At 37.8% G+C, this 25134-nt stretch carries 20 protein-coding genes; 1 reads left to right on the forward strand and 19 read right to left on the reverse strand.

Annotated elements, in window-relative coordinates; translation table 11 throughout:
* Positions 1–450: 450 nt before the first annotated feature.
* The 15 genes from RV17_RS02860 to pcrA form a co-directional block, all read right to left on the reverse strand.
* On the reverse strand, positions 451–1086 hold the full coding sequence (locus tag RV17_RS02860) for a YczE/YyaS/YitT family protein (RefSeq protein WP_071868467.1): 636 nt from the start codon (positions 1084–1086) through the stop codon (positions 451–453).
* Positions 1079–2974 carry a BglG family transcription antiterminator gene (locus tag RV17_RS02865; RefSeq protein ID WP_082294008.1) on the reverse strand — a complete coding sequence of 632 codons (1896 nt, stop codon included), beginning with the start codon at positions 2972–2974 and terminating at the stop codon, positions 1079–1081. Before RV17_RS02865 ends, RV17_RS02860 begins: the two co-directional genes overlap by 8 nt.
* Before the next feature lie 54 nt (positions 2975–3028).
* Positions 3029–4489 carry a glycoside hydrolase family 1 protein gene (locus tag RV17_RS02870; RefSeq protein WP_095803556.1) on the reverse strand — a complete coding sequence of 487 codons (1461 nt, stop codon included), beginning with the start codon at positions 4487–4489 and terminating at the stop codon, positions 3029–3031.
* A 24-nt stretch (positions 4490–4513) separates the two neighbouring features.
* Positions 4514–4855: a PTS lactose/cellobiose transporter subunit IIA gene (locus tag RV17_RS02875; protein WP_071868470.1), complete on the reverse strand. Its 342-nt coding sequence runs from the start codon at positions 4853–4855 to the stop codon at positions 4514–4516.
* A gap of 40 nt (positions 4856–4895) precedes the next feature.
* Positions 4896–6167 (reverse strand): PTS sugar transporter subunit IIC, encoded by a 1272-nt coding sequence (locus tag RV17_RS02880; RefSeq protein WP_211276009.1) that lies wholly within the window; start codon positions 6165–6167, stop codon positions 4896–4898.
* A 3-nt stretch (positions 6168–6170) separates the two neighbouring features.
* Complete coding sequence (locus RV17_RS02885; RefSeq protein WP_211276010.1) at positions 6171–6494, reverse strand: PTS sugar transporter subunit IIB; 324 nt, start codon at positions 6492–6494, stop codon at positions 6171–6173.
* Positions 6495–6786: 292 nt separating this feature from the next.
* Positions 6787–8283, reverse strand: a complete 1497-nt coding sequence (locus RV17_RS02890) for a hypothetical protein (protein WP_071868473.1) — start codon at positions 8281–8283, stop codon at positions 6787–6789.
* A complete protein-coding gene (locus RV17_RS02895) occupies positions 8276–9136 on the reverse strand; it encodes a hypothetical protein (protein ID WP_071868474.1) in 861 nt (286 codons plus the stop codon). Before RV17_RS02895 ends, RV17_RS02890 begins: the two co-directional genes overlap by 8 nt.
* Before the next feature lie 380 nt (positions 9137–9516).
* Positions 9517–10890: a 23S rRNA (uracil(1939)-C(5))-methyltransferase RlmD gene (gene rlmD / locus RV17_RS02900; RefSeq protein WP_071868475.1), complete on the reverse strand. Its 1374-nt coding sequence runs from the start codon at positions 10888–10890 to the stop codon at positions 9517–9519.
* 117 nt (positions 10891–11007) lie between these two features.
* Positions 11008–12051, reverse strand: coding sequence for a diacylglycerol kinase (locus tag RV17_RS02905; protein WP_067484400.1), 1044 nt, complete (start codon positions 12049–12051; stop codon positions 11008–11010).
* Between the two features lie 10 nt (positions 12052–12061).
* Positions 12062–13492: an Asp-tRNA(Asn)/Glu-tRNA(Gln) amidotransferase subunit GatB gene (gene gatB, locus RV17_RS02910; RefSeq protein ID WP_067484397.1), complete on the reverse strand. Its 1431-nt coding sequence runs from the start codon at positions 13490–13492 to the stop codon at positions 12062–12064.
* Positions 13489–14961 carry an Asp-tRNA(Asn)/Glu-tRNA(Gln) amidotransferase subunit GatA gene (gene gatA / locus RV17_RS02915; RefSeq protein ID WP_071868476.1) on the reverse strand — a complete coding sequence of 491 codons (1473 nt, stop codon included), beginning with the start codon at positions 14959–14961 and terminating at the stop codon, positions 13489–13491. Before gatA ends, gatB begins: the two co-directional genes overlap by 4 nt.
* Positions 14961–15266, reverse strand: a complete 306-nt coding sequence (gene gatC / locus RV17_RS02920) for an Asp-tRNA(Asn)/Glu-tRNA(Gln) amidotransferase subunit GatC (RefSeq protein WP_067484390.1) — start codon at positions 15264–15266, stop codon at positions 14961–14963. Before gatC ends, gatA begins: the two co-directional genes overlap by 1 nt.
* Before the next feature lie 99 nt (positions 15267–15365).
* On the reverse strand, positions 15366–17408 hold the full coding sequence (gene ligA, locus RV17_RS02925; RefSeq protein ID WP_071868477.1) for an NAD-dependent DNA ligase LigA: 2043 nt from the start codon (positions 17406–17408) through the stop codon (positions 15366–15368).
* A 16-nt stretch (positions 17409–17424) separates the two neighbouring features.
* Entirely contained in the window at positions 17425–19662 is a 2238-nt protein-coding gene (gene pcrA, locus RV17_RS02930) for a DNA helicase PcrA (protein WP_071868478.1), read from the reverse strand.
* Between the two features lie 164 nt (positions 19663–19826).
* Between pcrA and RV17_RS02935 the strand changes: the two genes are divergently transcribed.
* Complete coding sequence (locus RV17_RS02935; protein WP_071868479.1) at positions 19827–21362, forward strand: ClC family H(+)/Cl(-) exchange transporter; 1536 nt, start codon at positions 19827–19829, stop codon at positions 21360–21362.
* Between the two features lie 33 nt (positions 21363–21395).
* Here the strand turns inward: RV17_RS02935 and RV17_RS02940 are convergent, their stop codons facing one another.
* From RV17_RS02940 to RV17_RS02955, 4 genes are read right to left on the reverse strand one after another with little or no spacing between them, the layout of a single operon-like run.
* Positions 21396–21638, reverse strand: a complete 243-nt coding sequence (locus RV17_RS02940; RefSeq protein ID WP_071868480.1) for an LPXTG cell wall anchor domain-containing protein — start codon at positions 21636–21638, stop codon at positions 21396–21398.
* A gap of 51 nt (positions 21639–21689) precedes the next feature.
* On the reverse strand, positions 21690–22292 hold the full coding sequence (locus tag RV17_RS02945; RefSeq protein ID WP_067484376.1) for a hypothetical protein: 603 nt from the start codon (positions 22290–22292) through the stop codon (positions 21690–21692).
* Between the two features lie 21 nt (positions 22293–22313).
* Complete coding sequence (locus RV17_RS02950; RefSeq protein ID WP_244897512.1) at positions 22314–22841, reverse strand: hypothetical protein; 528 nt, start codon at positions 22839–22841, stop codon at positions 22314–22316.
* Positions 22838–25063 (reverse strand): hypothetical protein, encoded by a 2226-nt coding sequence (locus RV17_RS02955; RefSeq protein WP_071868481.1) that lies wholly within the window; start codon positions 25061–25063, stop codon positions 22838–22840. Before RV17_RS02955 ends, RV17_RS02950 begins: the two co-directional genes overlap by 4 nt.
* Positions 25064–25134: the final 71 nt, after the last annotated feature.

A 25134-nucleotide genomic window follows, 5' to 3' on the forward strand; every position in this document is an offset into this window, starting at 1 on the left:
AACACCAGTAATAAATCTGTTTTACCTACTCGATAAGTTTAACGACAGATAAAAGGTGAGGGTATTGATAAACTGTCGTCACCTTTCCTACTTCTATCAAAAAATCTTGTTGATGAAAATTCTTGTAAGCAACGTTCCTATTCTTTATACCTGTGCTCTGCTACACATATATCACTCGCAATTTTAATCCATATCAACCAGTCCTCAGCATAAAGTATAGGAGCTAGCCATTTTCTATTTTTCACCCTTAACGTTTATGTTTTCTTTATGACTAGATTTTAAGTTCGGTTGCTCACCTGTTCACCAATATCTTGCCAAGGACTTTTGCTTCAAGTTCTTTATTTGTAAGACTTGAACCATACCTCTAAGTACCAATAATTTATCATTCAATACTATCTGTATAAAAAAAGAACGCATTCTAATCAATGCATTCTTCGAAAAAACTTCTTACTATTCTGATAATTTTTTTCTTTTTTCACGATACAATTCATTTTTTATATTGCCGTATTTCAAAATCGACAGGCAGATTTGAATCATTGGTCCTAATAGAAAAATAGCGAAAAACGTACCTATTCCAAAAGAACTCCCCAGAAAAACACCAATAACAACAATAATCAAATCCAGTAATATCCGACCTTTTTGCAGCGATAGGCGGAAGAAATCACAGATACAAAACATCAGCCCTTCCAGAGGCCCTGAACCTAACCCACCTGATAAATAAATAGCAGTTCCTAAAGCCATCACACAAAATCCTAGCAAAGAAGCAAACCTATTATTAGCAAGAAAAGCGACAGCCTGAATGATTGGAGCTGTCCAACTGATTGTTTCACCTACTAATAAAGTATTGATGATACTGCCCATTCCTAACATACTACGCTTATAAAAGAAGGTAACCATCAGAAACAATAGGCTGATGATTTGGCTCCATCGACCAAAGGAAATCGACGAATGGTTCATCAAGCCTAAGATCAACGTACTCACTGAGTCAAAACCTTGATTTGCATTAACAATGATTCCAATTCCGACGCCCATTAAAACCGTACCAAGAATCACCAAGAATAAGCGACGTAAAAAGTTTTTACTCATCTGCATCAACCATCGTTTTTAACCGTAAAATAAATTCGTCAAAATCTTCGCTCATACTTAACTGCTTGGTGTTGACAGGCTCTGAAACAATCTCAATAAATTTTTCAAAGAACTCATTGAAATCATTTGCTTCATCTTTATTGATTGCGATATAAGCGACTAACTTGATAGAATGGTTCGCCCAAATTAGCGATTCTTGCAAAGTCATTATCGCAACACCACTTTTTATCGCCTCTAACTCAACCGAATGTGGCACAGCAATACCAGAAGGAAAACTCGTTGGTGACATACGCTCACGTTTTTCTACCCGTTCGGAAAAGTTCTCATCAACAAGACCAGCTTGCACCATTCGCTGATTCATTTGTCTGCGGAGTTCAATTGGCATTAGTCCAGCTGGATCAATCTGATTAAAATATAGTTCCGGTAAAATAAATCGTTCGATTGCCTGATACATTTTTTGCTTTTCACGCTGTGATTTTAATGAATCAATCCGCTTTTCTATTTTTTTAATATCTTTATTAGTCAAAAATGGATGAATAAACACAGAACCTGGATATTCAGAAGCTGTCTTACGGTCGGTCGTCAACAGTAAGTCGCAGTCATTAGTCGTTGCCTGCCATTTTTCTATCACTACAATAGTCACAAGTTCCCCAAAGTATTCTTCAATTTGCTTGCTCAAATTAGTGCCGATATCATGATAGTCATTAACAATCAGCCGAATCATCACTTGTGCCTGAATATGTTTTTGCGTTTCAAGAAAAGACCCGATATGTAAAGCAATGAAGGAAATCTCATCATCATTAAACCAAATATCTAACCGTTCTTGAATCAAAGAAGAAATATAAACAGCTAAATCATAAATCAATGGATAGGCCGTTTTCAAATCTAGCAGGCTACTATTGCGCGTAAATGTTTCGTAATGAGAACGATAGTAGAGACTTTGTAAATGGATTGCCAGCTTATTGAAAAATTCTTCATTCTGTAATTCGACAAGGTAGGTTCGCTCTACCTCTGCTAAAACATCCTGCAAAGCGACAATGATTTTTGGGTCAACAAAACTAGAAAGTTGCTGATTTTCTTGTTTTGTCAACGTTTCATTTTGCATGCCAATAAATAATAAGGATAATTGCTCCAGCTCAGCATAGGAAAAGTGGCTATCATATTGTTGTGCTAATTTATCACTGATTTCTTTAGCTATAAAAAATTCTTGGCTTTTTTGCAAGCGCTCATTATTCAACCGTTTCTTTAAGTTGTGCCCTTGACGAATTCGTTCCATACTGATGGCAAAGTGCAGGACGATATTATTGAGTGAATATTGATTAATCTGAATACTGTGCTCAGATAATACTTCTTGAATCGTTTGCTGTAGCTTTTCCAGCGAAAGATAACCAATCATTTGCTGAATGCTGATTTTTAGCTTCTCCTGCAAGTCACTTTCATTATATAGTAGTGAAATCAGGTAACGCCGTTTGGCTCTCTCAGGGCCAGTTAGTTTGATATATTCTTGTTCAAAGACGATTTTGATTGCATCATTGGTAATTTCTTTCTTCAACTGTTGAATGTCGTTTTTCAATGTTGACTCGGAAACAAAAAGTGCTTCTGCCAACTCGTAAAAGTTGACTCCTTCAGACGAATGCTTCAATAACTCTAAAAAGATTCGAGATTTTCGGTCTTCGGTCCCCTCATTCTTTATCCTGACTTCCGAATTCAGCTGATAGCCTAAATGGCTAGTCAAAATGAGATCCGGATTATTTTGATTGATCTTGGCAACACGATTACGAATTGTTCGTGTCGTACAATTGCTGTAACCAGCTAATTCATCCGAGGTTGTCCAATGGTTTTTCTTCTCCAAATAATCAAGCAACTCTTTTTCTTTTTTAGTCAGCAATTTTATCCCCCCACTCAAAGAAAAGCTGATCATAAGGACCAGCTTTTCAATTATCTATAAAATTTCACCGTTTGAAGCAATCACCTGTTTATACCAGTCGAAGCTGTCCTTTTTAATTCGTTGTCCAGATCCTCGTCCTTCGTTATCCAAATCGACGTAGATAAACCCATAACGTTTTTCCATTTGAGCTGATGAACAGCTGATAATATCAATTGGCCCCCAGGCACAATACGCAATGACGTCCGCTCCATCATACATCGCACGTTTCATCTGAGCAATATGTTCTGATAGATAAGAAATACGATAATCATCATGGATTTGCCCATCTTCTAATTGGTCGTACATACCAAACCCATTTTCAGCAATGATGATCGACTTATGATAGCGATCCCAGTATTGCGATAAAGAATTATACAGCCCTTGCGGATCAACAGCCCACCCCCATGGATTGACTTTCAAATTAGGATTCGGTGTTACAGATGACGGACTCATCGTGTTTTTAGAAGCATCAACCATTTGTGAATAGTAATAAGAAAGCGCAAGATAATCCATTGGATGTTCTTTCAGTAATTGTCTATCCTCATCCGAAATAACTAAATGAATGTCGTTTTCCGCAAAATAGTTCAATGCATATTGCGGATATTCACCTTGAAATTGAACATCTGTATAGAAATACTGCATCCGATTACGGCGCAAAGCCAAATTCACATCATCAGGATCACAAGAATATGGATAGGCTGTACAATCTGCCATCATTGTCCCAATCATCATAGCAGGATTAATCATTTTTGCATAGGCAGCTAATTTCGCACTGGCGACAAACTGATGATGAACAGCTTGGAAACTTGCTTCTTCATAATTATCTACCGTATCATAAGGAATTGCCGTTGAATTGAAAGGTTCGAATTGAATCAAATTGACTTGGTTGATTACGATCCAATACTTCACTTTTGCTTGATAGCGTTCTAAAACAACCTTCCCATATTTGACAAATAAATCAATCACTTTACGATTGTTCCAGCCACCATATTTCAACGTAATTTCTACGGGTGTTTCATAGTGTAAAATCGTGATAATCGGTTCCATTCCTAATTCGATAATTTTATCAATCAAGCGATCATAATATGCTAATCCCTCTTCATTCGGCTCCTCTTCCTCACCAGTTGGAAAAATCCGTGTCCAATCAATCGATGTTCGGAAAGTTTTAAATCCCATTTCACTAAGTAATTCTAAGTCTGATTCATACGTATGGTAAAAGTCAATTCCCTTTCGTTTTGGGTAATAACCAGTAGTATCAGCCAAATTCGCTTTGATATCGGCTATAGACATTCCTTTGTGCTGTTCTTCGGCAATTTCAGCATTACTTTTATCTGGATAATATTTGTGTAGGTCAGCTAAACTGATTCCTTTCCCATCCAATTTATAGCCACCTTCTGCTTGATTGGCCGCAATGGCTCCACCCCATAAAAAATCCCTAGGCATTTGATATTTTTCCAATGAAATTCCTCCTTGCATTATTGTGTCGTTTCATTTTCTCTGCTATTTTTGACTAAAGTTTTCAAACAACCGAACTAAATGCTCACCAATCAAAATCTCGCTTTGCGCAGTCATCAAGGTATCTTGCGCATGACAAAATAATGTTGAATAGCGAATCTGTTCACCCGATGCTTCTAACTGTAATGTATCTGTTTGTAATCCATGTGCGACCACAACTTCTTTACGTGCCGCTTTCACTTCTATTTTAGCTGTTTCAAAATCCATTGACTCTAAGCTTTCTAATGAATGAACTAAATGATCCCTTGCATTGCCGGCATGAACTAAAATGTTCATGGATAATTGATTCAATTGATCGTTTTCCTCTAAAAATGTTGTCTCTTTCATAAGTGACCTCCTGCTAATTTCTTTTGATATAAAATGTATTTTAGTGTGCCGCTTCGATTTCTGCTTCCGCCTCTTCCAAAGCTTCTTGAGCTTCTTTTTTTACCAATGAATTGTCGTAGGCTTTGAAAAATGGTAAAAAGATCAGCCAAGTAATCACGAAGATTAGAACACAAACGACAATGGCTCGCCAGTCCTGTGTCGCTAAATAAGAAGTAATTGGATAAGGCATATACCATAATAAGAAGGTACTTGATGGAACATTGACCAATCCTAACGACATCGTGACATAAGCGATAGTGGGAACAATAATACTGTTGATCCACATTGGTACCATCAGATACGGATTGAAAGCGATTGGTGCACCAAAGACCAAAGGTTCATTAATATTAAAAATAGATGGAATAATGACCGCTTTGCCGATTGCTTTAAGCTGCGCCGACTTACTTAATAACAACATCATGACCGATAAAGCCAACGTTGTTCCAACCCCACCCATTGAAGAAAAAGCGTAACAAGTTTCTTGTGTAGCAATGTTCAATGCTTGACCACCATTTGCCACCGCTTCAGCATTGGCTGCCAATCCTGACATATAAACTGGATAAATGACAGGCATCATTACCCATCCGGAAATCCCAAACGTATATAAAAACACTGGAATGAAGACGGATAGCACGAAACCAGGATAAGATTGAACGATATTAGCTAACGGACTGAAGACCAATAGAACCACATCAAAGAAGTCGATTTGTAATTGGAAAGTGATTAACCAGCCAACAAGCAACACAAATGTGATGGGTAACAAGCTGTTGAACCAGCCAACAACAAAGTCGGGAATCGGTGTGTCTTCATCAAAAAATGAATATTTGACCGCAAAATTCATAACGGAAGCGACAAACAGCCCCGTAGTCATCGAAAGAAACATTCCAGTAGCGCCGAAACGAGAGAGAATGAAGACTGCCTCACCATCAGCCGTAATAGTAGGAAACAGCAACATCATAAACAGCACGAGCGAAGCTGCACCAGAAATTAATTTTTGGCCACCGTACCCTTTTTTCTCCATCAGATAATAAGGAATCAGGAACGCCACGATTAACGCATACATTCCAAATGAAAAATTACTGATCATGGAGAAATCAGGCATTCCGCTGAAAATATTTTTTAGCAAAGAAATGACCGTCACTAACGAACCAACAAAAACTAGCGGCAAAGCGATCATAATTGAATCTTGGATGGCTGAAATCCAGGGATTTTTTACTACCTTATTCACTTTTGGCGCAAAAGAATTTGTCATAAAGTTCATAATTTTATCCATCATCTATTCCTCCAATTTTAAAATTAAATCTAATGCTTTCTCTCCATTCAATGTGCCGTAAACTGCTTGTGGAATGATTGTTGCTTTAACATTTTTATCTTTTGTCTGTTCTTGAAGATCATTTAACATATAAGACAGATGCGGACCAATAAGTAAGTAGTCAATTGCATCAATGCGATCGTCCAATTGCGATTCACTAGCCGCTTTGACTGAGAATTCAAGTTTTCTTTTTTTAGCCGCTTTTCTAATCGCTGCGGCCATAAACCCGCTTGATGCTCCTGAACCACAAATTAACAAAATATTTTTCATTTTCTTCACCACTTTCATTTATTTACATGCTCATTATAGGAAAAATAATCCTTCTTCTACAAACTTACTTTTTTCCTACAGATGGGAAAAGCGAAGTATCATCTAACATAAAAGCGCTGAACTCTCTAGCTCAGCGCTTCATCTCTAGTATTGCGTATCAACTAAAAAAACACAGAACATTTATAAAAAAGTATGTTTACCTTCTTTTATAAAGTTCCGTGTAATCCAAGGAATCCCTTGATATCAGTATTATTTTTCTGTACGAGTAAGTAAGGCAACCAATTCCACATGATGTGTTTGCGGGAATAAATCAGCGTATAAAATAATCATCAATCTCACTTTCGTTTTTGAGAATATCTTCCTCTGTCACGCCTGACAGTCTTGCCATATTAACAGAAGAAGCAAAACGCAACTGTACATTAATAGCAAAGTCGAATGAATATTTTTGAAGTTCCCCAAGTTTAAGATATTCGTTCATAAGTTCATCTAATTTTATTTGGTATTCTATATCTAACTTAGTAACATATTCATTGATTTTTTCCTGATAACTATTGATGACCTCAATTTCATGTTTATTGAGAACTACTTTTCCTAAACTTAGTGCTGTAGTAGAAACAATAGAACCTACTAAAGCACCAACAACAGGAATAGGAATAATCATTTGGCCAATCGCTGCACCGATTGCTGCTCCAGTTGCATCAATAGCATTTAAAATTACTAAGTCAATAAATCCATCAGTATCTATATCACCTCTTCGATACTTCACTATTGTGCTACTCAATCCAAATATTCCAGATGTAATTGCTCCCGCACTTGGCGCAGCTAAATGGCAGACATTCGTTAATCCATAAATAGTGTACCCAGAAATACCACCTTTTGCAGCTCCTTTCGCAGCACTAGCTCCACACTGTTTCCAGTCGTCAGAATCAAAATTCCAGACTTCTTTTCCATCCCGATGCTTTTTATAAATAAAGACTCCTAGATTCAATCCACCTTGAACTACTGAGCCAATTCTAGCAACTTTTGATGCCTCACTGAAAGTTGGTTGTGCCTTTTGATAAGCAACTAATTTATCATGGTCTGCTTCCTTTTTAATAGCAGTTTGCTGCTGAGCTGTTTGCTTGTTGATGTCATTGACTTCCCCACAAAAAGTTTGGTCAATTGTCCTTTTTTGGACATCTTGATATCTCAGCAAAGATGGTTTTAACCACTCATCATATGGAACACCACGCAATGTACTTTCATCTTCAATCGATTTTCTAATATTGTTGATTTTAGAAATTGATAATGTACTTCCTTGATAATCAACTATCTTAGCTCCACTCATGATTTTTTCAATGACTTCTACATGATCCTTTGGAAACATCATACTCATTTCATCATAATGAGAAGCTTGTTTAATTTCTTCTAGGATGTTCGCATAAAATTTCATTTGAACTTCTTTACCTTGAAGTAAAATATCCGCCGGTCCATTATTATTCAGTAATACCACACTCTTTTGCATTCCTTCAAAAACAGCTCGTGCATTTCTAATCCCTGTTTCAGCAAATTCAGCTATAAACCCATGTACTCCCGTTTTTCCACCACGATTAATAGTTATAAGATTTTCAATTTCTAATTTTGCTAAATCTAGATTTGATAACGCATTAGCTGACCTAGAAGCTAAATCTGATAGTTTATCTGTTTCATTCGAAAGGAGTGCATCCAATGAATTTAATAAATCCGAAAGTCTAATATTGTTAAGGTAGTCAACATATGATCCAATACCTTGTTCTACATTATTATCAAGAGTTTGTTCACTAAGCATCTAATTTAAGCTCCTTATTAATAATTTGAGCCAAGGTTAAGGTAGAATTCACAAGCAGACCTGCCTGCATTTTTTCATCTTTCGAAAATAAACAATAATCATTCCCATCTAATGCTATATATGCTTTTGATACTCCTTTAATTTGAGTACGGGTTGTCCCAATCAGTGCTTTAACTTCGATATTCATCCTAGTAAAATTTCTAATTATTTTTTCTAAATTTTCTCTTTCTGCAAGTACTTTATCAGCTATTTCTTTATTTTTATGGCTTGTAAATAGTCCTGACCCAACCGAGCCCACAAGCATGACACCAGCAATCGTCCAACCCACTGGACCTGCTAAAGCAAGTAATGCTCCTCCTGCACTCATGCCTCCACCACCTGCTGCAAGTGCCCCACCACCAAGCCAAGCTAAAGCAGCATTAGTTGCAGCTGCACCTGACAAAGTTGAAATTGCTGTTCCAGTTGATGCAAGCCCAAATGTAGTAGCTATCCCCATTGCAGCAGTGGGCCCCATCGTAGCAACAGCCAATCCAAGTGCACTCAATGTCACACCAGTCCCTGTACTTCCAGCTGCAACCTTCGCCTCCACTTCTGCTTTTTTAATTTCATTTTGTTTAATTTTGAAGTTTTCTATTTCGATTTCTATTTTTTGTAAAGTAACCTTAAATTCCTTTGGTGTATTCGCTAATTGATTAATACGTTCTTCAACTAATTTTACTAATTTCACTGCTTTTTTACGCTCTTCATAAAGAGTGTTTGTGCTGTCACTTAAAGTAATTGCTATCTTCTCATAACGTTTAGTTGCTGTATTATAGTTATCAATTGCATTTTTTCTAAGTTTTGCATTAAGCATGTCTTCTTCTCCTAGGCTATCTATCTTATAATTGTACTATTTTTATTTGTAAAATAATAGCTAAAACGTTGATATGACCCATTTTGCAACTGTTAACCAAAAAAAGTAATCTTATTTAAAAGAATGCTCTTTGCTTTTTACCTTTATTTCATTTCCAGATCTAAACTTGATGCTATTAAATTACCTGATCCACAATAGTTCTGTCTTGTTTGATTACATTCCTCTGATTTACTTACCAAACTCTCCCAAATAACCAGCTGATATGTTCCCACAAACAAAAAAGAGAGCCAAGACTCAAAAATCTCAACTCCCTCAAATATTCAAAATTTCGCTGTATCTAGCTATTTCCAGCTATTACTTCTCTACCCTTGATATCAGTATTATTTTTCTGTACGAGTAAGTAAGGCAACCAACTCCACATGATGCGTCTGCGGAAATAAATCAACAGGTTGCACTTTTGTTGTTTCATAGCCTGCTTCGGCAAACAATTTTGCATCGCGCGCAAAGGTTGCCGGATTACATGAAATATAGACAATTCGAGAGGGGTTCATTTCGATTGCTGACTCAATGAAGCTGCCGTCTAATCCTTTACGTGGCGGGTCAACCATGATGACAGATGGTTTGATACCTTTATCTTGCCATTTTTTCATTGCCTTTTCAGCTTTGCCCACTTCATAATGTGCATTTTCGATTTTATTAGTTAATGCGTTAAACTGTGCATCTTCAATCGCTTCAGGAATGATTTCCATTCCATAGACTTCAGCAACACGATCAGCTAAGGATAAACCAATAGTACCGATTCCTGAATATGCATCGATTACAACATCTTCTTTGGTTAAGTTCGCAAAATCAATTGCTGTTTGATAAAGATATTCTGCTTGCTGTGTATTGACTTGATAGAAAGACTTAGCAGAAATTCGGAAGGTCTTACCTAAGAGTTGATCCTCAATGTAATCTTTTCCAAATAAAACAACTTCCTTTTTACCAAAGATGACATTTGTTTTCTCTTCATTGATATTTTGAATGACAGAAACAACTTCTGGTAATTCTTCATGAATCACTTTAGCAATTTCTTTTGCTTTGAAGAATTTTTCTTTACGAGTAACTAAAACAACCATCATTTCATGTGAATAATGTCCACGACGAATGACGATATGACGAATTTGTCCTTCGTTTTTGGCTTCGTTATACGCACGAACTTGGAAACGTTCTAAGATATCACGCACAACAACGATTGCTTTATCGATTTCTGGATCTTGAATGTAAAAATCTGTAATGGAAACTAAATCATGGCTGTTTTTCTTATAAAAACCAGTAGCCAAATGACCATCGATTTTACGAACAGGAATCTGTGCTTTATTTCGGTAAGCAACTGGTGAAGCCATTCCCACTACTGGTAGAACAGGCACTTCCGGTAGCTTCGCAATTTTTTCCATCACATTTTCAACTTGGTGTTGTTTGAACACTAATTGTTTTTCATAACTTAAGTGTGCAAGTGGAGCGATTCCTGTACGAATCAATGTTTTGTCTTCAACAGGTTGACGATCTGGTGAAGTCGTTAACCAGTTTTCTACTTTTGCATAGCCAAATTTATTTCCTGCCTTTAAAACAAGAACTTCAACTTCTTCTCCGGGTAACGCATTTTCAATAAACAATGGGTAGCCGTCAATTTTAGCTACACCCATTCCTTCATAGCTTAAATCAATAATTTTTACGGTATAACGTTCATTTTTTTTCACTGTTTGTTCGCTCATTATTTACTCCTTTAACTTCTTACTTGTCTAGTTCTGACTCTACTATAAATCATTGTTTTTCACAACAACTAAAACCGGCACTGACCTAGGTTCCTAGTATCAGTACCGGTTGTCTGTCTATTTTTCCTCGTCAGCGATCTTGCCGTCACCGTCAATATCTTCGTCTGTTAATCGTTCGACTTCTTTTACAAATTCTTTACCAACTTCTTCGAATTCTTCTTCCTCTACACCCGTGATAGCGGCATCAGGAATCTTATCCGTATTCGCAAAAAATTCAATATGTTGATGTAAATTAGAGAAGTGCATCGGTGCATCGCCACCATATTCACCATCTAAATTGATCATCACTGGACGATTTGTATCATCTTCGGTTTCAACATACAATTCGCTTGTCTTTGTATAAATCACACGATGATCTTCGACATGACGTCCGCCATTCAACATCAGCGCTGCAATGTGTAAAATTTCAAAAATATTGGCTGTCTTGACGATAATCAATGAAAATTTTCCATCGTCAAGCTTTGCATCCGGAGCAATTTGCTCAAAGCCACCTACTGAATTCGTTAGCCCTAAGAAAAACATGGACGCATTTCCAATATATTCTCCTTCATCATACTTCAAACGCATTTTGATTGGTTTCACTCGAGGCAACATTTCTGCTCCCTTTGCGAGATAGGCTAAGTAACCAAAAATACTTTTCAATTCAGATGGCACTTCATAAGTTAATTCCGTTAAGTAGCCACCTGCTGCTATATTGATGAAGTAACTGTTTTCGGCATGACCAATATCCATTTTAACCGTCTGATTTTTTTTGATGACTTCGGCAGCTGCCTTGATATTGTCACGAGGAATTTTTAGTGCTCGTGCATAATCATTCGTTGTTCCAGCCGGGATAATCGCCATTTTAGGTCGTTTCTTCAAAGGTGCGATTCCATTAACAACTTCATTGATCGTTCCATCTCCGCCTGCTGCTACAACCAAGTCAAAGCCTAATTTTCCGACTCTCGTTGCTTCATTTTTCGCAGAGTCTTCTTCGGGAGTTGTTGCATAAGCACTTGCTTCATAACCTGCGTCTTCTAGTGCTTGAAGAATATCAGCGAGGTTTTTTTTCAGCAATTCTTTACCTGAAGTTGGATTATAAATGACACGTGCTTTTTTCATGATTTTCCTCTTAACGTTTCGTCAATTCATCTTTTAGTAGTTTATTCACAACACCTGGATTTGCTTGTCCTTTTGTTGCTTTCATGATTTGTCCTACTAAGAAGCCGACTGCACGATCCTTTCCGTTTTTAAAGTCTTCAACAGATTGTTCGTTATTATCTAAAATTTCATTGATAATTGGCAGTAATTGACTTGGATCAGATAGTTGGATCCAGCCATTGGCTTCAACGACTCCTTGTGCATCGCCGCCTTTTGCGATTAACTCACGGAACACTTTTTTCGCAATTTTTGAACTGATTGTTCCGTCCGCAATCAAACGGATCATTCCTGCCAAGTTCTCTGGTGTTAATTGTGTTTCTGCTAATTCTAGTTTTTCACTATTTAAGTAGGCAGAAACTTCACCCATCAACCAGTTAGAAGCTTGTTTTGCATCTGCACCGTTTTCTAATGTCGCCTCAAAGAAGTCAGACATTTCTTTCGTTAACGTTAAGACCATTGCATCATACTCAGGCAATCCGAAATCATTGATATAACGTTGGCGACGTGATGCTGGTAATTCTGGTAATGTTGCTTTGACACGTTGAATCCACTCATCATCAATCACAAATTTTGGAATATCTGGTTCTGGGAAGTAACGATAATCACTTGATCCCTCTTTGACACGCATCAAAATTGTTTTATTTGTTGTTTCATCAAAACGACGAGTTTCTTGTTGGATTTCGCCACCAGAAAGTAAAACTTTTGCTTGACGTTTTTCCTCAAAAGCAAGTCCTTTTTTAACAAATGAAAGTGAGTTCAAGTTTTTTAGTTCTGCTTTTGTTCCAAATTCTTCTTGACCATAAGGACGTAAAGAAATATTGGCATCACAACGCATAGAACCTTCTTCCATTTTCACATCACTAACTTCAGTGAACTGGATGATTGAACGCAATGCTTCAAGATAAGCATATGCTTCTTCTGGTGAACGCATATCTGCTTCTGAAACGATTTCGATTAGCGGTGTGCCTTGACGGTTCAAGTCAACGTATGAATAGCCACCGATACCGTGCATGTTTTTCCCAGCATCTTCTTCTAAATGAACACGTTCGATTCTAATTTTTTTCTTTTGTCCTTCAACTTCAATCTCAATCCAACCATCGTGACCGATTGGTTGGTCAAATTGTGAGATTTGGTAAGCTTTTGGATTATCAGGATAGAAGTAGTTTTTGCGGTCGAAATGTGTATCTTTTGAGATTTCGCAATTCAATGCTAAAGCTGCCTTCATCCCAAACTCTAAAGCCGCTTTGTTCATTACTGGTAATACACCAGGGTAACCCCAGTCAATCACGTTTGTATTGCTGTTAGGTTCTGCTCCAAAATGTGCAGGCGCTGGTGAGAAAATTTTAGAATTTGTTTTTAATTCAACGTGGACCTCAAGTCCAATGACTGTTTCGAAGTTCATTCGCCTTGCCCCCCTAGAATAGCAGGTTGTTGCTTATGAAATTCTGTCGCTTGTTCAAAAGCATACGCTGCTTGATACATTGTTTTTTCTTCAAAATAATTACCGATTAGTTGTAACCCAACAGGAAGACCTTCTGAAAGTCCAGCTGGAATTGACATACCAGGAAGTCCTGCTAAGTTCACTGGAATTGTTAAAATATCACTCATATACATCGTAATTGGATCGTTGATATTTTCGCCGATGCCAAATGCTACAGTTGGTGAAGATGGTCCAATGATTAGGTCATAATCAGCAAAAACTTTTTCGAAGTCTTGTTTGATTAATGTTCTCACTTGGCCAGCTTTCTTGAAGTAAGCATCATAATATCCTGCACTCAATGAGAATGTTCCTAGCATAATCCGACGTTTTACTTCGTCACCAAAACCTTCCGAACGTGAGTTAACATACACATCTTCCAAATTTTTCACATTTTCAGAACGATAGCCAAAGCGAATACCATCGAAGCGTTGCAAGTTTGAACTTGCTTCAGATGAAGCGATGATATAGTAAACTGCTACACCATATTTTGAATGTGGCAAGCTAACTTCTTCGACCGTTGCACCTAATGAACGGAATGTTTCTGCCGCTTTCAATACTGCTTCTTTGACTCCAGGTGCCACACCTTCACCAAGATATTCTGTTGGCAAAGCAATTTTCATTCCTTTGATGTCACCAGTTAAGCCTTCAGCAAAGTTAGGTACAGAAACACCTGATGATGTTCCGTCTTTTTCGTCATATCCGCTGATTGCTGTTAATGCTAATGCATTGTCTTTAACCGTTCTTGTCATTGGTCCAATTTGATCTAATGAAGAAGCAAATGCAATCAACCCAAAACGTGAAACACGTCCATAAGTTGGTTTCATTCCAACGATTCCATTAAATGCAGCCGGTTGACGAATACTTCCACCTGTGTCGCTTCCAAGAGAGACAGGAATTTGTCCAGCAGCAACTGCTGCAGCAGAGCCACCTGATGAACCACCAGGAACTTTAGAATGATCCCAAGCATTTTTTGTTTTCTTGAAGTAAGAAGTTTCTGTACTTCCGCCCATAGCAAATTCATCCATGTTTAGTTTACCTACAGGAATCATATCTGCTTGATAGACTTTATCCATAACTGTTGCATCATAGATTGGGTCAAAATTATAAAGGATTTTTGATGCCGCTGTTGTCAACAAATCTTTCGTTACAATGTTGTCTTTGATCCCAATTGGAATACCTGCTAACACATTGTTTTCATCAATTCCTTTTTCATCTAATGCTTTTGCTAATTCAAGTGCTTTTTCTTCATTTAATGTAATAAACGCTTCGATTTCTGGTTCTGTTTCTTTAATACGTTCAAATGTTGCTCTCATTAGATCTTGTACAGTTATTTCTTTAGAAACAAGCATCCCATGCAATTCTTCTAATGAACGGTTGTATAATTCTGTCATTACGCGCCTGCCTCCCCATTATCAATAATTGCGGGTACCTTAATAAAACCATCTTCAGATTCTGGCACATTTTTTAATAACTCATCGCGACTCCAACCTGCTTGTGCACGGTCTTGACGCATTACATTCACTGTTTCAACCACGTTTGATGTGAATGGAACACCTTCTGTATCTACTTCTTCAAGCATTTCCACCATATCAATGATTTTACCTAATTGGTCTGTAAAACTTGCAAGCTCTTTTTCATCAAACGCAAGTTTTGCTAATTTGGCAACGTGTTTGACTTGTTCTTCACTAATCGCCATACTACCCCTTCTTTCTTAAACGAGTTAAAAACTTTGCTCTCTATTTTACCACAAGTGTGGAAGCACTGAAATTATTTATTGAAATTTATCTGAAAAAGCTTAGTTTTCGGTTTCCACAGGATGACTTTGTGCTAACGCTTCTGCCATCTTTTCTTCCGTCCAAATCTCAATTCCTAGTGATTCTGCTTTCGTCAGCTTACTTCCAGCTTCTTCACCTGCTACAACGATATCTGTTTTTTTAGAGACACTTCCAGTCACTTTTCCACCAAGATTTTCAATCGTAGCTTTCGCTTCTTCCCGCGTAAATTGAGTTAACTTTCCAGTTAGAACAACTGTTTTATCCTTGAATGGTGATTCTACTTCAGCTAATTGTTCCAAGCGAATGCCTTTGTAGTCAAAGTTGACCCCAGCAGCCTTTAATTCATACATCAATTCATGTACTTCTTCATTACTAAAGTACGTCACGATGCTATCTGCAATAATTGTTCCCATGCTATCAAGCGCAATGATTGACTCAAAATCACTCTGACTGATTGCTTCTAAATTACCAAAGTGTTCTGCCAAAATCTTAGCAGCTTTCGCTCCAACATGGCGAATGCCCAAGCCAAAAATTAACCGTTCGACTGAATTTCCCTTGCTGTTGGCAATTGCTGTCAGAATATTATTAGCAGCTTTTTCTTTAATCTTGTCTAACGTCAGCAATTCTTCTTCTGTTAGTTTATATAGATCTGCAACATCTGCGACTAGCTTTTTATCATACATTTGTTCAAGTACTCTTGGACCTAAGCCTTCAATATTCATCGCATTTCTGGAGACAAAGTGATTGAGCCCTTCTTTCATTTGTGCCGGACATTTTGGATTGATACAGCGAAGAGCAACTTCTCCGTCTAAATGGACTAGCTCGCTTTCACATTCAGGGCAATGTGTTGGTAATGGATAAGGTTCGCTATCTTTTGGTCGTTTGTCTTCAATCACGCGAGCAACTTCTGGAATGATATCTCCTGCTTTATAGATTAGTACCGTATCGTGCAGTCGAATATCTTTCATTTTGATGTAGTCGCCATTGTGCAGACTGGCACGGCTCACCGTAGTCCCCGCAACACGAACAGGGGTCATGACTGCCGTTGGCGTAACTACTCCTGTTCGACCAACAGTCCATTCAATTGTTTCGATGACCGTTTCGACTTCCTCTGGAGGAAATTTATACGCAGTCGCCCAGCGAGGAGCTTTGACCGTGAACCCAAGCTGGTCTTGAAGTGAAAAGTCATTGACTTTCACTACGATTCCGTCAATTTCATAAGGCAACTCAATTCGTTGATCATGAAACTTTTCAATATACGTCCAAACTTCTTCAATTGAATGACACAACTGTGCTTCATGATTGGTATGAAAACCAAGTTTCGCCAGTTCTTGCAATGCTTCGTACTGTGTTTTTGCTTCCATCGGACCAAAATCAGCTACAGTGTACAAAAAAGTATCCAAATTGCGCTTAGCTGCAATCTTTGAATCAAGTTGCCTTAATGAACCCGCCGCGGCATTCCGCGGATTAGCAAAAACATCATGACCAGCGGCTTCTCGTTTTTGATTTAACTCGACGAAGGATCTTTTTGGCATGAAGCATTCGCCACGAACCTCAATCGAAATTGGTTCGTTCAACCGCAAAGGAACGGAACGAACAGTTTTCACATTTTCAGTAATATTTTCACCGACCGTTCCATCGCCGCGAGTAGCGCCACGGACAAAGAGTCCATTTTCATAACGCAATGAAACAGAAAGCCCGTCAATTTTCAACTCACAGCAATAATCCACTGGATGACCAATCGCTTTTTGCACACGTTGATCAAAAGCAAACAATTCTTCCTTGTCAAATACATCATTTAAACTATAGAGTGGAATGTCATGCGTGACTTTCTCAAATCCTGCAAGAACACCACCACCGACCCTTTGAGTTGGTGAGTCTACGGTGATTAGTTCTGGATAATTTGCTTCGATTGCTACTAATTCTGCATAATGTTTATCGTAAACAGAATCTTCTACCGTTGGCTGATCTTCCACATAATATTCTCGGGACCAACGATTTAATTGTACACGCAATTCTTCTGCTCTTTTTGTTGCGTAATCAATCGTCATTTCTTGTGCCATCGTTTTCCCCCCACTATTAAACTTTTTCAATTGGTGCAAATGCCGCTAATAATCGCTTAACTCCTTGACCTTGAAATGCAACGTCTAATTCAAGATCTGTAGCTGTTCCATTTACTCGAACGACTGTCCCAACGCCCCATTTCTTATGCTTGACTTTGTCGCCAGCTTTCCAGCTATTGTTTTCGCCACCAGTCGCTGTTTTTGATGAAACAGTCGTCACTTGTGGCTGTTGATAACTAGGTGTAGTGGTTTTTGTCGTAAATGGAGAAATTTTCTTTGGTGTTGGTCGCATTCCTTGAATTTCCAATAAATCTTGGTCAATTTCGTCAATAAATCTTGAAGGACGATTGTATTGTGTTCGTCCATATAACGTTCTCGAAAAAGCATTGGTCAAGTATAAGACTTCTTCTGCTCTGGTAATTCCTACATAAGCTAAGCGACGTTCTTCTTCTAGTTCACTTTCTTCCATCAAAGCACGGGAAAGTGGAAAGACGCCTTCTTCTAGACCAATCAAAAAGACCACTGGAAATTCCAGACCTTTGGCCGCATGCAACGTCATTAAAGTTACTTGCGTCGTATCTTCTTCTAAATTGTCAATGTCTGAAACTAGCGCTAAATCATTCAAGAAAACCGTTAATTTTTCTTCAGGTGCATCTGCTGTTTCTTCATTCTGTTTTTCAAATTGTTTATCGAATTCTTGCGTAACACTTAAAAATTCTTCCAAGTTTTCTAGTCTAGCTTGTGCTTCTAGTGTATTTTGGATCTTCAAATCTTCTTGATAGCCACTGCGTTCCAAAACTTCTTTCGTTAAATCCGTAACAGATAAGTAAGGAACCATTTGTGTGACTTCATCAATCATCGCTCCAAATTCTGCTAATTGACGACCAGCTTTCCCACTAATATTTGCTAAGTCCACGTTTTGAGCTGCTTCTAACAATGCCCATTCATGAATTGAAGCAAATTGACGTAACTTATCAACTGAACCAGGACCAATTCCTCGCTTAGGCGAATTGACTACTCGTTCAAAGCTGATTGAGTCTTGCGGGTTGGCGATTACATTAAGATACGCCAAAATGTCTTTGATTTCTTTTCGATCATAGAATTTGTGTCCACCAACCATTTTATAAGGTATGTTGGCCTTTAATAGCGTTTCTTCCATTACACGTGATTGCGCATTTGTTCGGTAAAGAACTGCAAAGTCGCCATAATCTCGCCCGTTTTCACGCATTTCATGTTGCATTTTTTCAATGACAAAACGTGTTTCATCACGTTCATTATCGCCACGATAGTAGGTGATCTTAGCACCTTCTTGGTTTTCAGTCCAGAGATTTTTAGGTTTGCGGTTGGTATTGTTTTCAATCACTTGATTAGCAGCATCCAAAATTGTTTTGGTTGAACGATAATTTTGTTCCAATAAAATAACACTTGCATCAGGATAATCTTTTTCAAAGTCCAAAATATTTTGCATGTCTGCACCACGCCAGCCATAAATACTTTGGTCGGCATCTCCCACAACACATAAATTGCGGAAACGTCCTGCTAGTAAATTGACTAACGTGTACTGAGCATGGTTGGTATCTTGATATTCATCCACATGGATATATTGGAATTTATTTTGATAGTAAGTCAGGGAGTCTGGATGTTCATTGAACAAACGAATCGTATTCATAATCAAGTCATCAAAGTCCATACATTGATTGTATTGTAATTCTTTTTGATAAGCTTTATAACATTTAGCAGCAATTTCTTCATAATAGCTGCCTTGCATTTTTTCAAAGTCTTCAGGCATTTGTAAATTATTCTTGGCTTGAGAAACAGTTCCCAAAATTCCTCGAGGATCATATTTTTTAGGATCAATATTAAGCTCTTTTAAAATACGTTTCATCAAAGTAAGTTGTTCGGAAGAATCGATAATCGTAAAATTCCGATTGTAACCAATAAAATCAACATCTCTTCTCAAAATGCGGACGCACATTGAGTGAAATGTTGAAACCCAGACATCTTCGCCACCAAATTCCAAAATTGCGTTCACACGCTCTTTCATTTCTTTCGCGGCTTTATTGGTAAAAGTAATCGCTAGGATATTCCAAGGATTCACTTCTTTTTCTTCAATTAAATAAGCAATTCGATGCGTAAGAACGCGGGTCTTTCCGCTTCCTGCACCTGCCATCAATAACAACGGCCCCTCGGTATGAAGAACAGCTTCTTTTTGGCGAGGATTCATCCCCTGTAATAATTCTTGCTTGGATGACATTCACAACATCCTTTCTTTTATCAATCTCATCAATTATAGCATTTTACCACTCTTCATTAAACCAGCTAGCTGAAAATCATCCGAATTTCTGAAACAATTTTTTCGTCTCTCGTCAGAACAAAGATTTCATGCTAAACTAAAAGAAAGTGAGGGATAATTTTACGATGGAAAAACGATTTAAACGAATAACATTCGATGACACTCGAATTCTTTTTATTTTAAAAGGAATGCTTGTGGGTTTATTTGCTGGACTCGTGGTCAGTTTTTTTCGATTAGGGATTGAAACATTAAGCAAGAAGATTCAATTTTTTTATCAGCAAAGCCAGCAAACACCAAGCATTCTCATTGGCTTGTTTCTTTTTTCACTGGTTGCTGCTTTTTTAGTTGGTCAATTGATCAAGCATGAGCCTGCGATCAAAGGAAGCGGAATTCCCCAAGTGGAAGGTCAATTGCAAGGTGAACTAACTTATAATTGGTTTTCTGTTTTGTGGAAAAAAATGGTTGGCGGAATCTTTTCCGTCGGTTCCGGTCTATTCTTAGGGCGTGAAGGTCCTTCCATTCAATTAGGGGCAGCAGTCGGACAAGGTACGAGCCAACTTTTTCATTCTTCTAGCTCTGAAGAAAAAATTTTGATTTCAAGCGGCGCTAGCGCTGGCTTAGCCGCAGCATTTAATGCACCCGTTGCTGGATTGTTATTTGTCATTGAAGAAGTTCACCATTCATTTTCACCATTAGTTTGGCTCACTTCTTTTACTTCAGCAATTGTCGCAAACGCTGTTTCACTTTATTTTTTTGGACTGAAACCTGTACTTTATTTGGGGGCGTTGCCTTCTTTACCTTTTCATTATTATGGTGCTTTGATCATTTTAGGAATTATTTTAGGCCTTCTTGGTTTTATTTATCAAAAAACATTGCTCGCTTTGCCGCGATTTTACAAAAGAGTCCCCTTGCCTGAGTATTATCACGGACTCATTCCTTTTCTTTTGGTCTTACCAATCGGTTATTTATGGCCAACAATTTTGGGTGGTGGTAATCAAATCGTCGTGCAGTTAGGACAACTAACGCCGCCACTTCAAGGAATTATTTTACTATTAATCATTCGCTTTGTTTTCTCCATGGTTTCGTATGGTGGTAGTTTACCAGGAGGAATTTTCTTACCCATTTTGACATTGGGCGCCCTAATTGGCAGTCTTTACGGAAAGTTGCTTGTTCTTTATTTTGGAATGGATCCTGTTTTTGTTAAAGATTTCGTTGTGATTGCTATGGCGGGTTACTTTACAGCCATTGGAAAGGCACCTCTGACTGCAATAATCCTCGTGACAGAAATGGTTGGCTCACTCAATCATTTGATGCCACTTGGCGTTGCCTCTTTGGTTGCCTATATCGTAAATGATTTATTGGGTGGACATCCGATTTATGAATCTTTGCTTGAACGACTAGTTGACAATCAGCCAAAGCAATCATCTGGAAAGAAAACCACTTTTGATTTCCCTGTTACAGCTGAAAGTCAACTAGATGGCATGATGGTTCGCGATTTTAATTGGCCCAAAAATATGTTGCTTATTTCAATTTATCGAGGAAAAAAAGAATTGATCACTCATGGTGACACAGTAATGAAAGTTGGAGATATTCTGGTCATTTTGACAGATGAATCAAATATGGCATCAATCAAAAAAGAAATCCAACTAAAGTCTAGCTAGCATTTCAGCAAAAAAAAGAGTGGCTATGAATTTTCATTCATACTCACTCTTTTTTTTATACCCATAGTTGAGACCAATTACTATAAAAACCAAAAGCATGCCAAGTACACTGAAAAAAACGTTTGACGACTCACTTGTTTTGGGGAAGTCTTCAATCGTTCTCGTTTCTGTTTGTAATACAGTCTCAATGTTTTTTTCGTTACCTTCTTCCTGTTCAGCCGGCAAACTTTCAGAATCCATACCAATTGATCCTTTGATTTTTAGTGTCGTATCCATAAGTTATCACCTGCGATCCCTTTCAACACCAAAGCGAAGTTGAAAAATTCTTTACGGTGCAGTCCAAGAAACAGCATCTAATTGTAAAGTTAAATCAAATGTTGGTGCACTTTTGGCAGCTGTGCTTGAAGATAAGACTCCTTGGTAACCAAATGTTGTTTCAGACGCTGAAGTACTTTCACCAGCTGAAGTTAGTTTTCCTTCATTGTTTGCTAATGTAAATAATCGAGCTGGCGTTGTCTCAAAATCTGTGACTGATCCACTTGAAATTAATGCTGTATCACTTGCTTCAGGCGATACGAATTTCAAACTTGAAATCTCTGAGATCGACTCACTGTTGGTTTTTTCAAATTTTGTAATCGTCACATCTACGGGACGACCCGAATTATTTTTGATTGTATATGTTGGCGATTCAATATTGGTACGACCACTGATGTTATAGAAAATCGTCGCGGTATCTAAAGTTACATTGATCCAATCTTCACTCTCTTCATCAATTGTTTCTGTTGGATCCGTATTATCCAATCCAATCGATCCATTCACTTTGATTTCTGCACTACCGTCACCAATCACATCTTGTGCTTGAACTGCAATGGGAACCAATCCCCCTACGAAACTTCCTACAATAAACAAACTAGCTAATCTTTTTTTCATTTTCTTCTTTCTCCTTTTCAATCATTCAACTGTTAATGTAATTCCAGCGGCAACTTGCCCCTTTTTTTCGTTTGTCTCTGGATCATACAAACTGAATAATGCAACTGACGGATACTCCCCCTTTGTTAATGTCTGCTCTAAGGTGACATCTTTTATTTCATACCCAGGTTGAATTGCCCCGGAAGTATAAACAAGTTTATTCGTATGCTTTTCTCGAATCTCAACATTGATTGGATAATTGTTTTGGATGGAATTTTTAATCATCAATTTTCCTTGTAATGTTTGTTCGTCAATTTTCGCTTCTGGCGAAATCATCAAATTAAATTTACTTCTATCTACGGCTTTTTGCGCAAGTTTTTTTAGCTCTTTGTCAGATATTTTTTGTGCGTCTTTTTCTGCAGGTAAAAACTCACCGCTGACAACCGTTGTCGTTTCTGGTTTCACTTGGAAATATTGACGATAAATGAACCAGCTTGCGAGTAGCACTCCCAAGACAATCAAGATAATCATTCGTCTTTTCCTTTTATTCGTTTCGGTCTTTTCGATCATTTTGACTCTCCTTGAGGTGTCAAACTATAAGTAAATGTATAGTTTGTATCATATTTTTTAAAAATCGGGCCTGAATACTCTCCTTTTAAATAGATACCAAGTGGCTCAGTTAAAAATGGTGCTATCGTTAAGGAATCGACAGTATTTTCTCCTACTATTAATGGTCCTAATATAGTGTCATTGGTAGCTGCCAACTGAAGTCGTAATTGGTTGCTTTCTCCTGCTGTTACTTGATCAACTAACGTAATTGGTGACTCTACAGAAAGATCTTGAACAGAATCAATAGTAAAATCAATGGGATAGTTGCTCTCACTTAAAATTGGTTGAGCGGATTCCTTGGTGTCAAACGCACCCACTTCTCTCACTTGAAAAAGCAACTCCAAAGGAACCTCGACACTCAGCGGACTTTTTGCAATCTCCACCTCTTTTTCTACCCACAAACTTTCGCTAGCAAAAATTTGGAGTTCTGGGTCTTCATTGATTGTTCCAGAAATCTTTACATAGACATAATAAGAACCTGATATTAACTCTTCCACATGCCACGTTGAACTTGCTGAAGTTTCACTTGTTACCATACCTTGCGTTTCATCTGTCGCGTCTTCAATTTCTTGTTGCGCCGTTTCATTCTTGATTTCATCACCCGTCCATAGGCGTTCTTTGCTTAATTTAAATGTGTTGTTGGTTAACGTTCGTTCAGAAGGATCGTAATCCTTAATCGTTGTTATTAAGTTACTTCTCCCAACATCTACATCTGAAAAACTTTCCCAATCTATTATTTTGATTTTTTTCTGGTAAATCGCTTGTTTTAGTGACGGATTTTCAAAATAATTATCTGCTAATGTTAAAGTGGATGCTCCTGCTACTTCTTTTTTCAATAACTCCTGAGATGCACTTAAATAATTGAACTGATAGCCTCCAATTTCACCAACATTTCCATCTAAACGATTAAACGTCACATTTTTATTGAATAATCCCGTCGTGGCAGTATTCTTAAATCGTAGCCAATTCGGTTCATTGACATTCATCGTAATCGCTCCAGATGAAGTGATTCTTCCACCACTCAGTACAGTCATTTGCGAATCTTTTTGTGCGTTGATTTCTGCGCTTGCAGAGCTAGTATTTGTGAAAGTGAGTGCCTTATTATCCGTTTGTGTATAGAAAAACTCTGCTCCTTTGCCAATAGTTAGAATCAATCCATTGGAACCATATGTGAAATACGTTTTACTTGAAGTAAAGTCCACTTCAGCATCTTCTTCAAGGGTTACTCGCATCTTTCTATCGCCAGAACCTCCTGTACCATAACCATAAAGCAAACTCGAGTTTGCACTTGTCTGATGGTCAATTGTTGTCTTTGATCCTTTGGCAAAGAACAGGTTGTACCCTTCCATAAACTCTTGACTATTGCTACCAACCTCACTCTTAAAATGATTCTCCCCCATCATCGTGAAAGTAGATTCTGTGTTCCACGTCAGCAGAGGTTGCGCACCAGTTTTTCCATAGTAATTCACGTTTTCTAATGTTGCATCAAATTGAATCGCAGACGAACCTCCTGCACCAATAATTCCATAATAGCTTTGATTGCCATATACGTTTCCTTTATCATCCGTCAAAGTCGAGCTCCCAAAATTCAGATTTTTTATTTTGACTTGTAAACCTGAAACTTTTATTCGATAGCCCACATTCGCTTCAGTGGTACTCGAGCTGTTTTCATATAGCATATAGTTTCCTTGACCATTAATTTCAACACTTTTGTAAATCTCAAATACATCTGCACCTGAATAAACAATATTTTCCGTTAAATTAAGATAGTAGGTTCCTGTACCAACATCATTTTTGATTGCTGTCAGTACGTCTTTCAACTCACCCACAGTCCCAGCAGTGTAAGGATTCGTCACCGTTCCTTCGCCTATTAACGCAAAAGGAATCAACTGATTTTTTGTTTCACTAGACGAAATAGTTTTCTCTGCACTACTTTCTACCTTATCAACTGTTTCATCTGACGTTTCTGCATTTATAATTTCATCATTTTTTAATTCAGATGAAGAATGACTTTGCTCCGCTACATTCAAAAGCGGTACCTCTGAACTACTTTCCGTCAAAGATACCACCTGCTCATCTGCATCTGTGGTTTTTTCCAGTTCATCTGCAGTTATTTCTTTTATCGGCATTGTATACAAACAAATTAACATCAGCCAACAAACCGTCCATTTTCCCCATCCCATATCCAGTTCTCCCATTTTATTTTAATTAATATATGCAAAAAGTTAATTTTGCATGATAAATTTTATCATTA

The sequence above is a fragment of the Enterococcus thailandicus genome (genome assembly GCF_001886265.1).
GTDB classification, from domain to species: domain Bacteria; phylum Bacillota; class Bacilli; order Lactobacillales; family Enterococcaceae; genus Enterococcus_B; species Enterococcus_B thailandicus.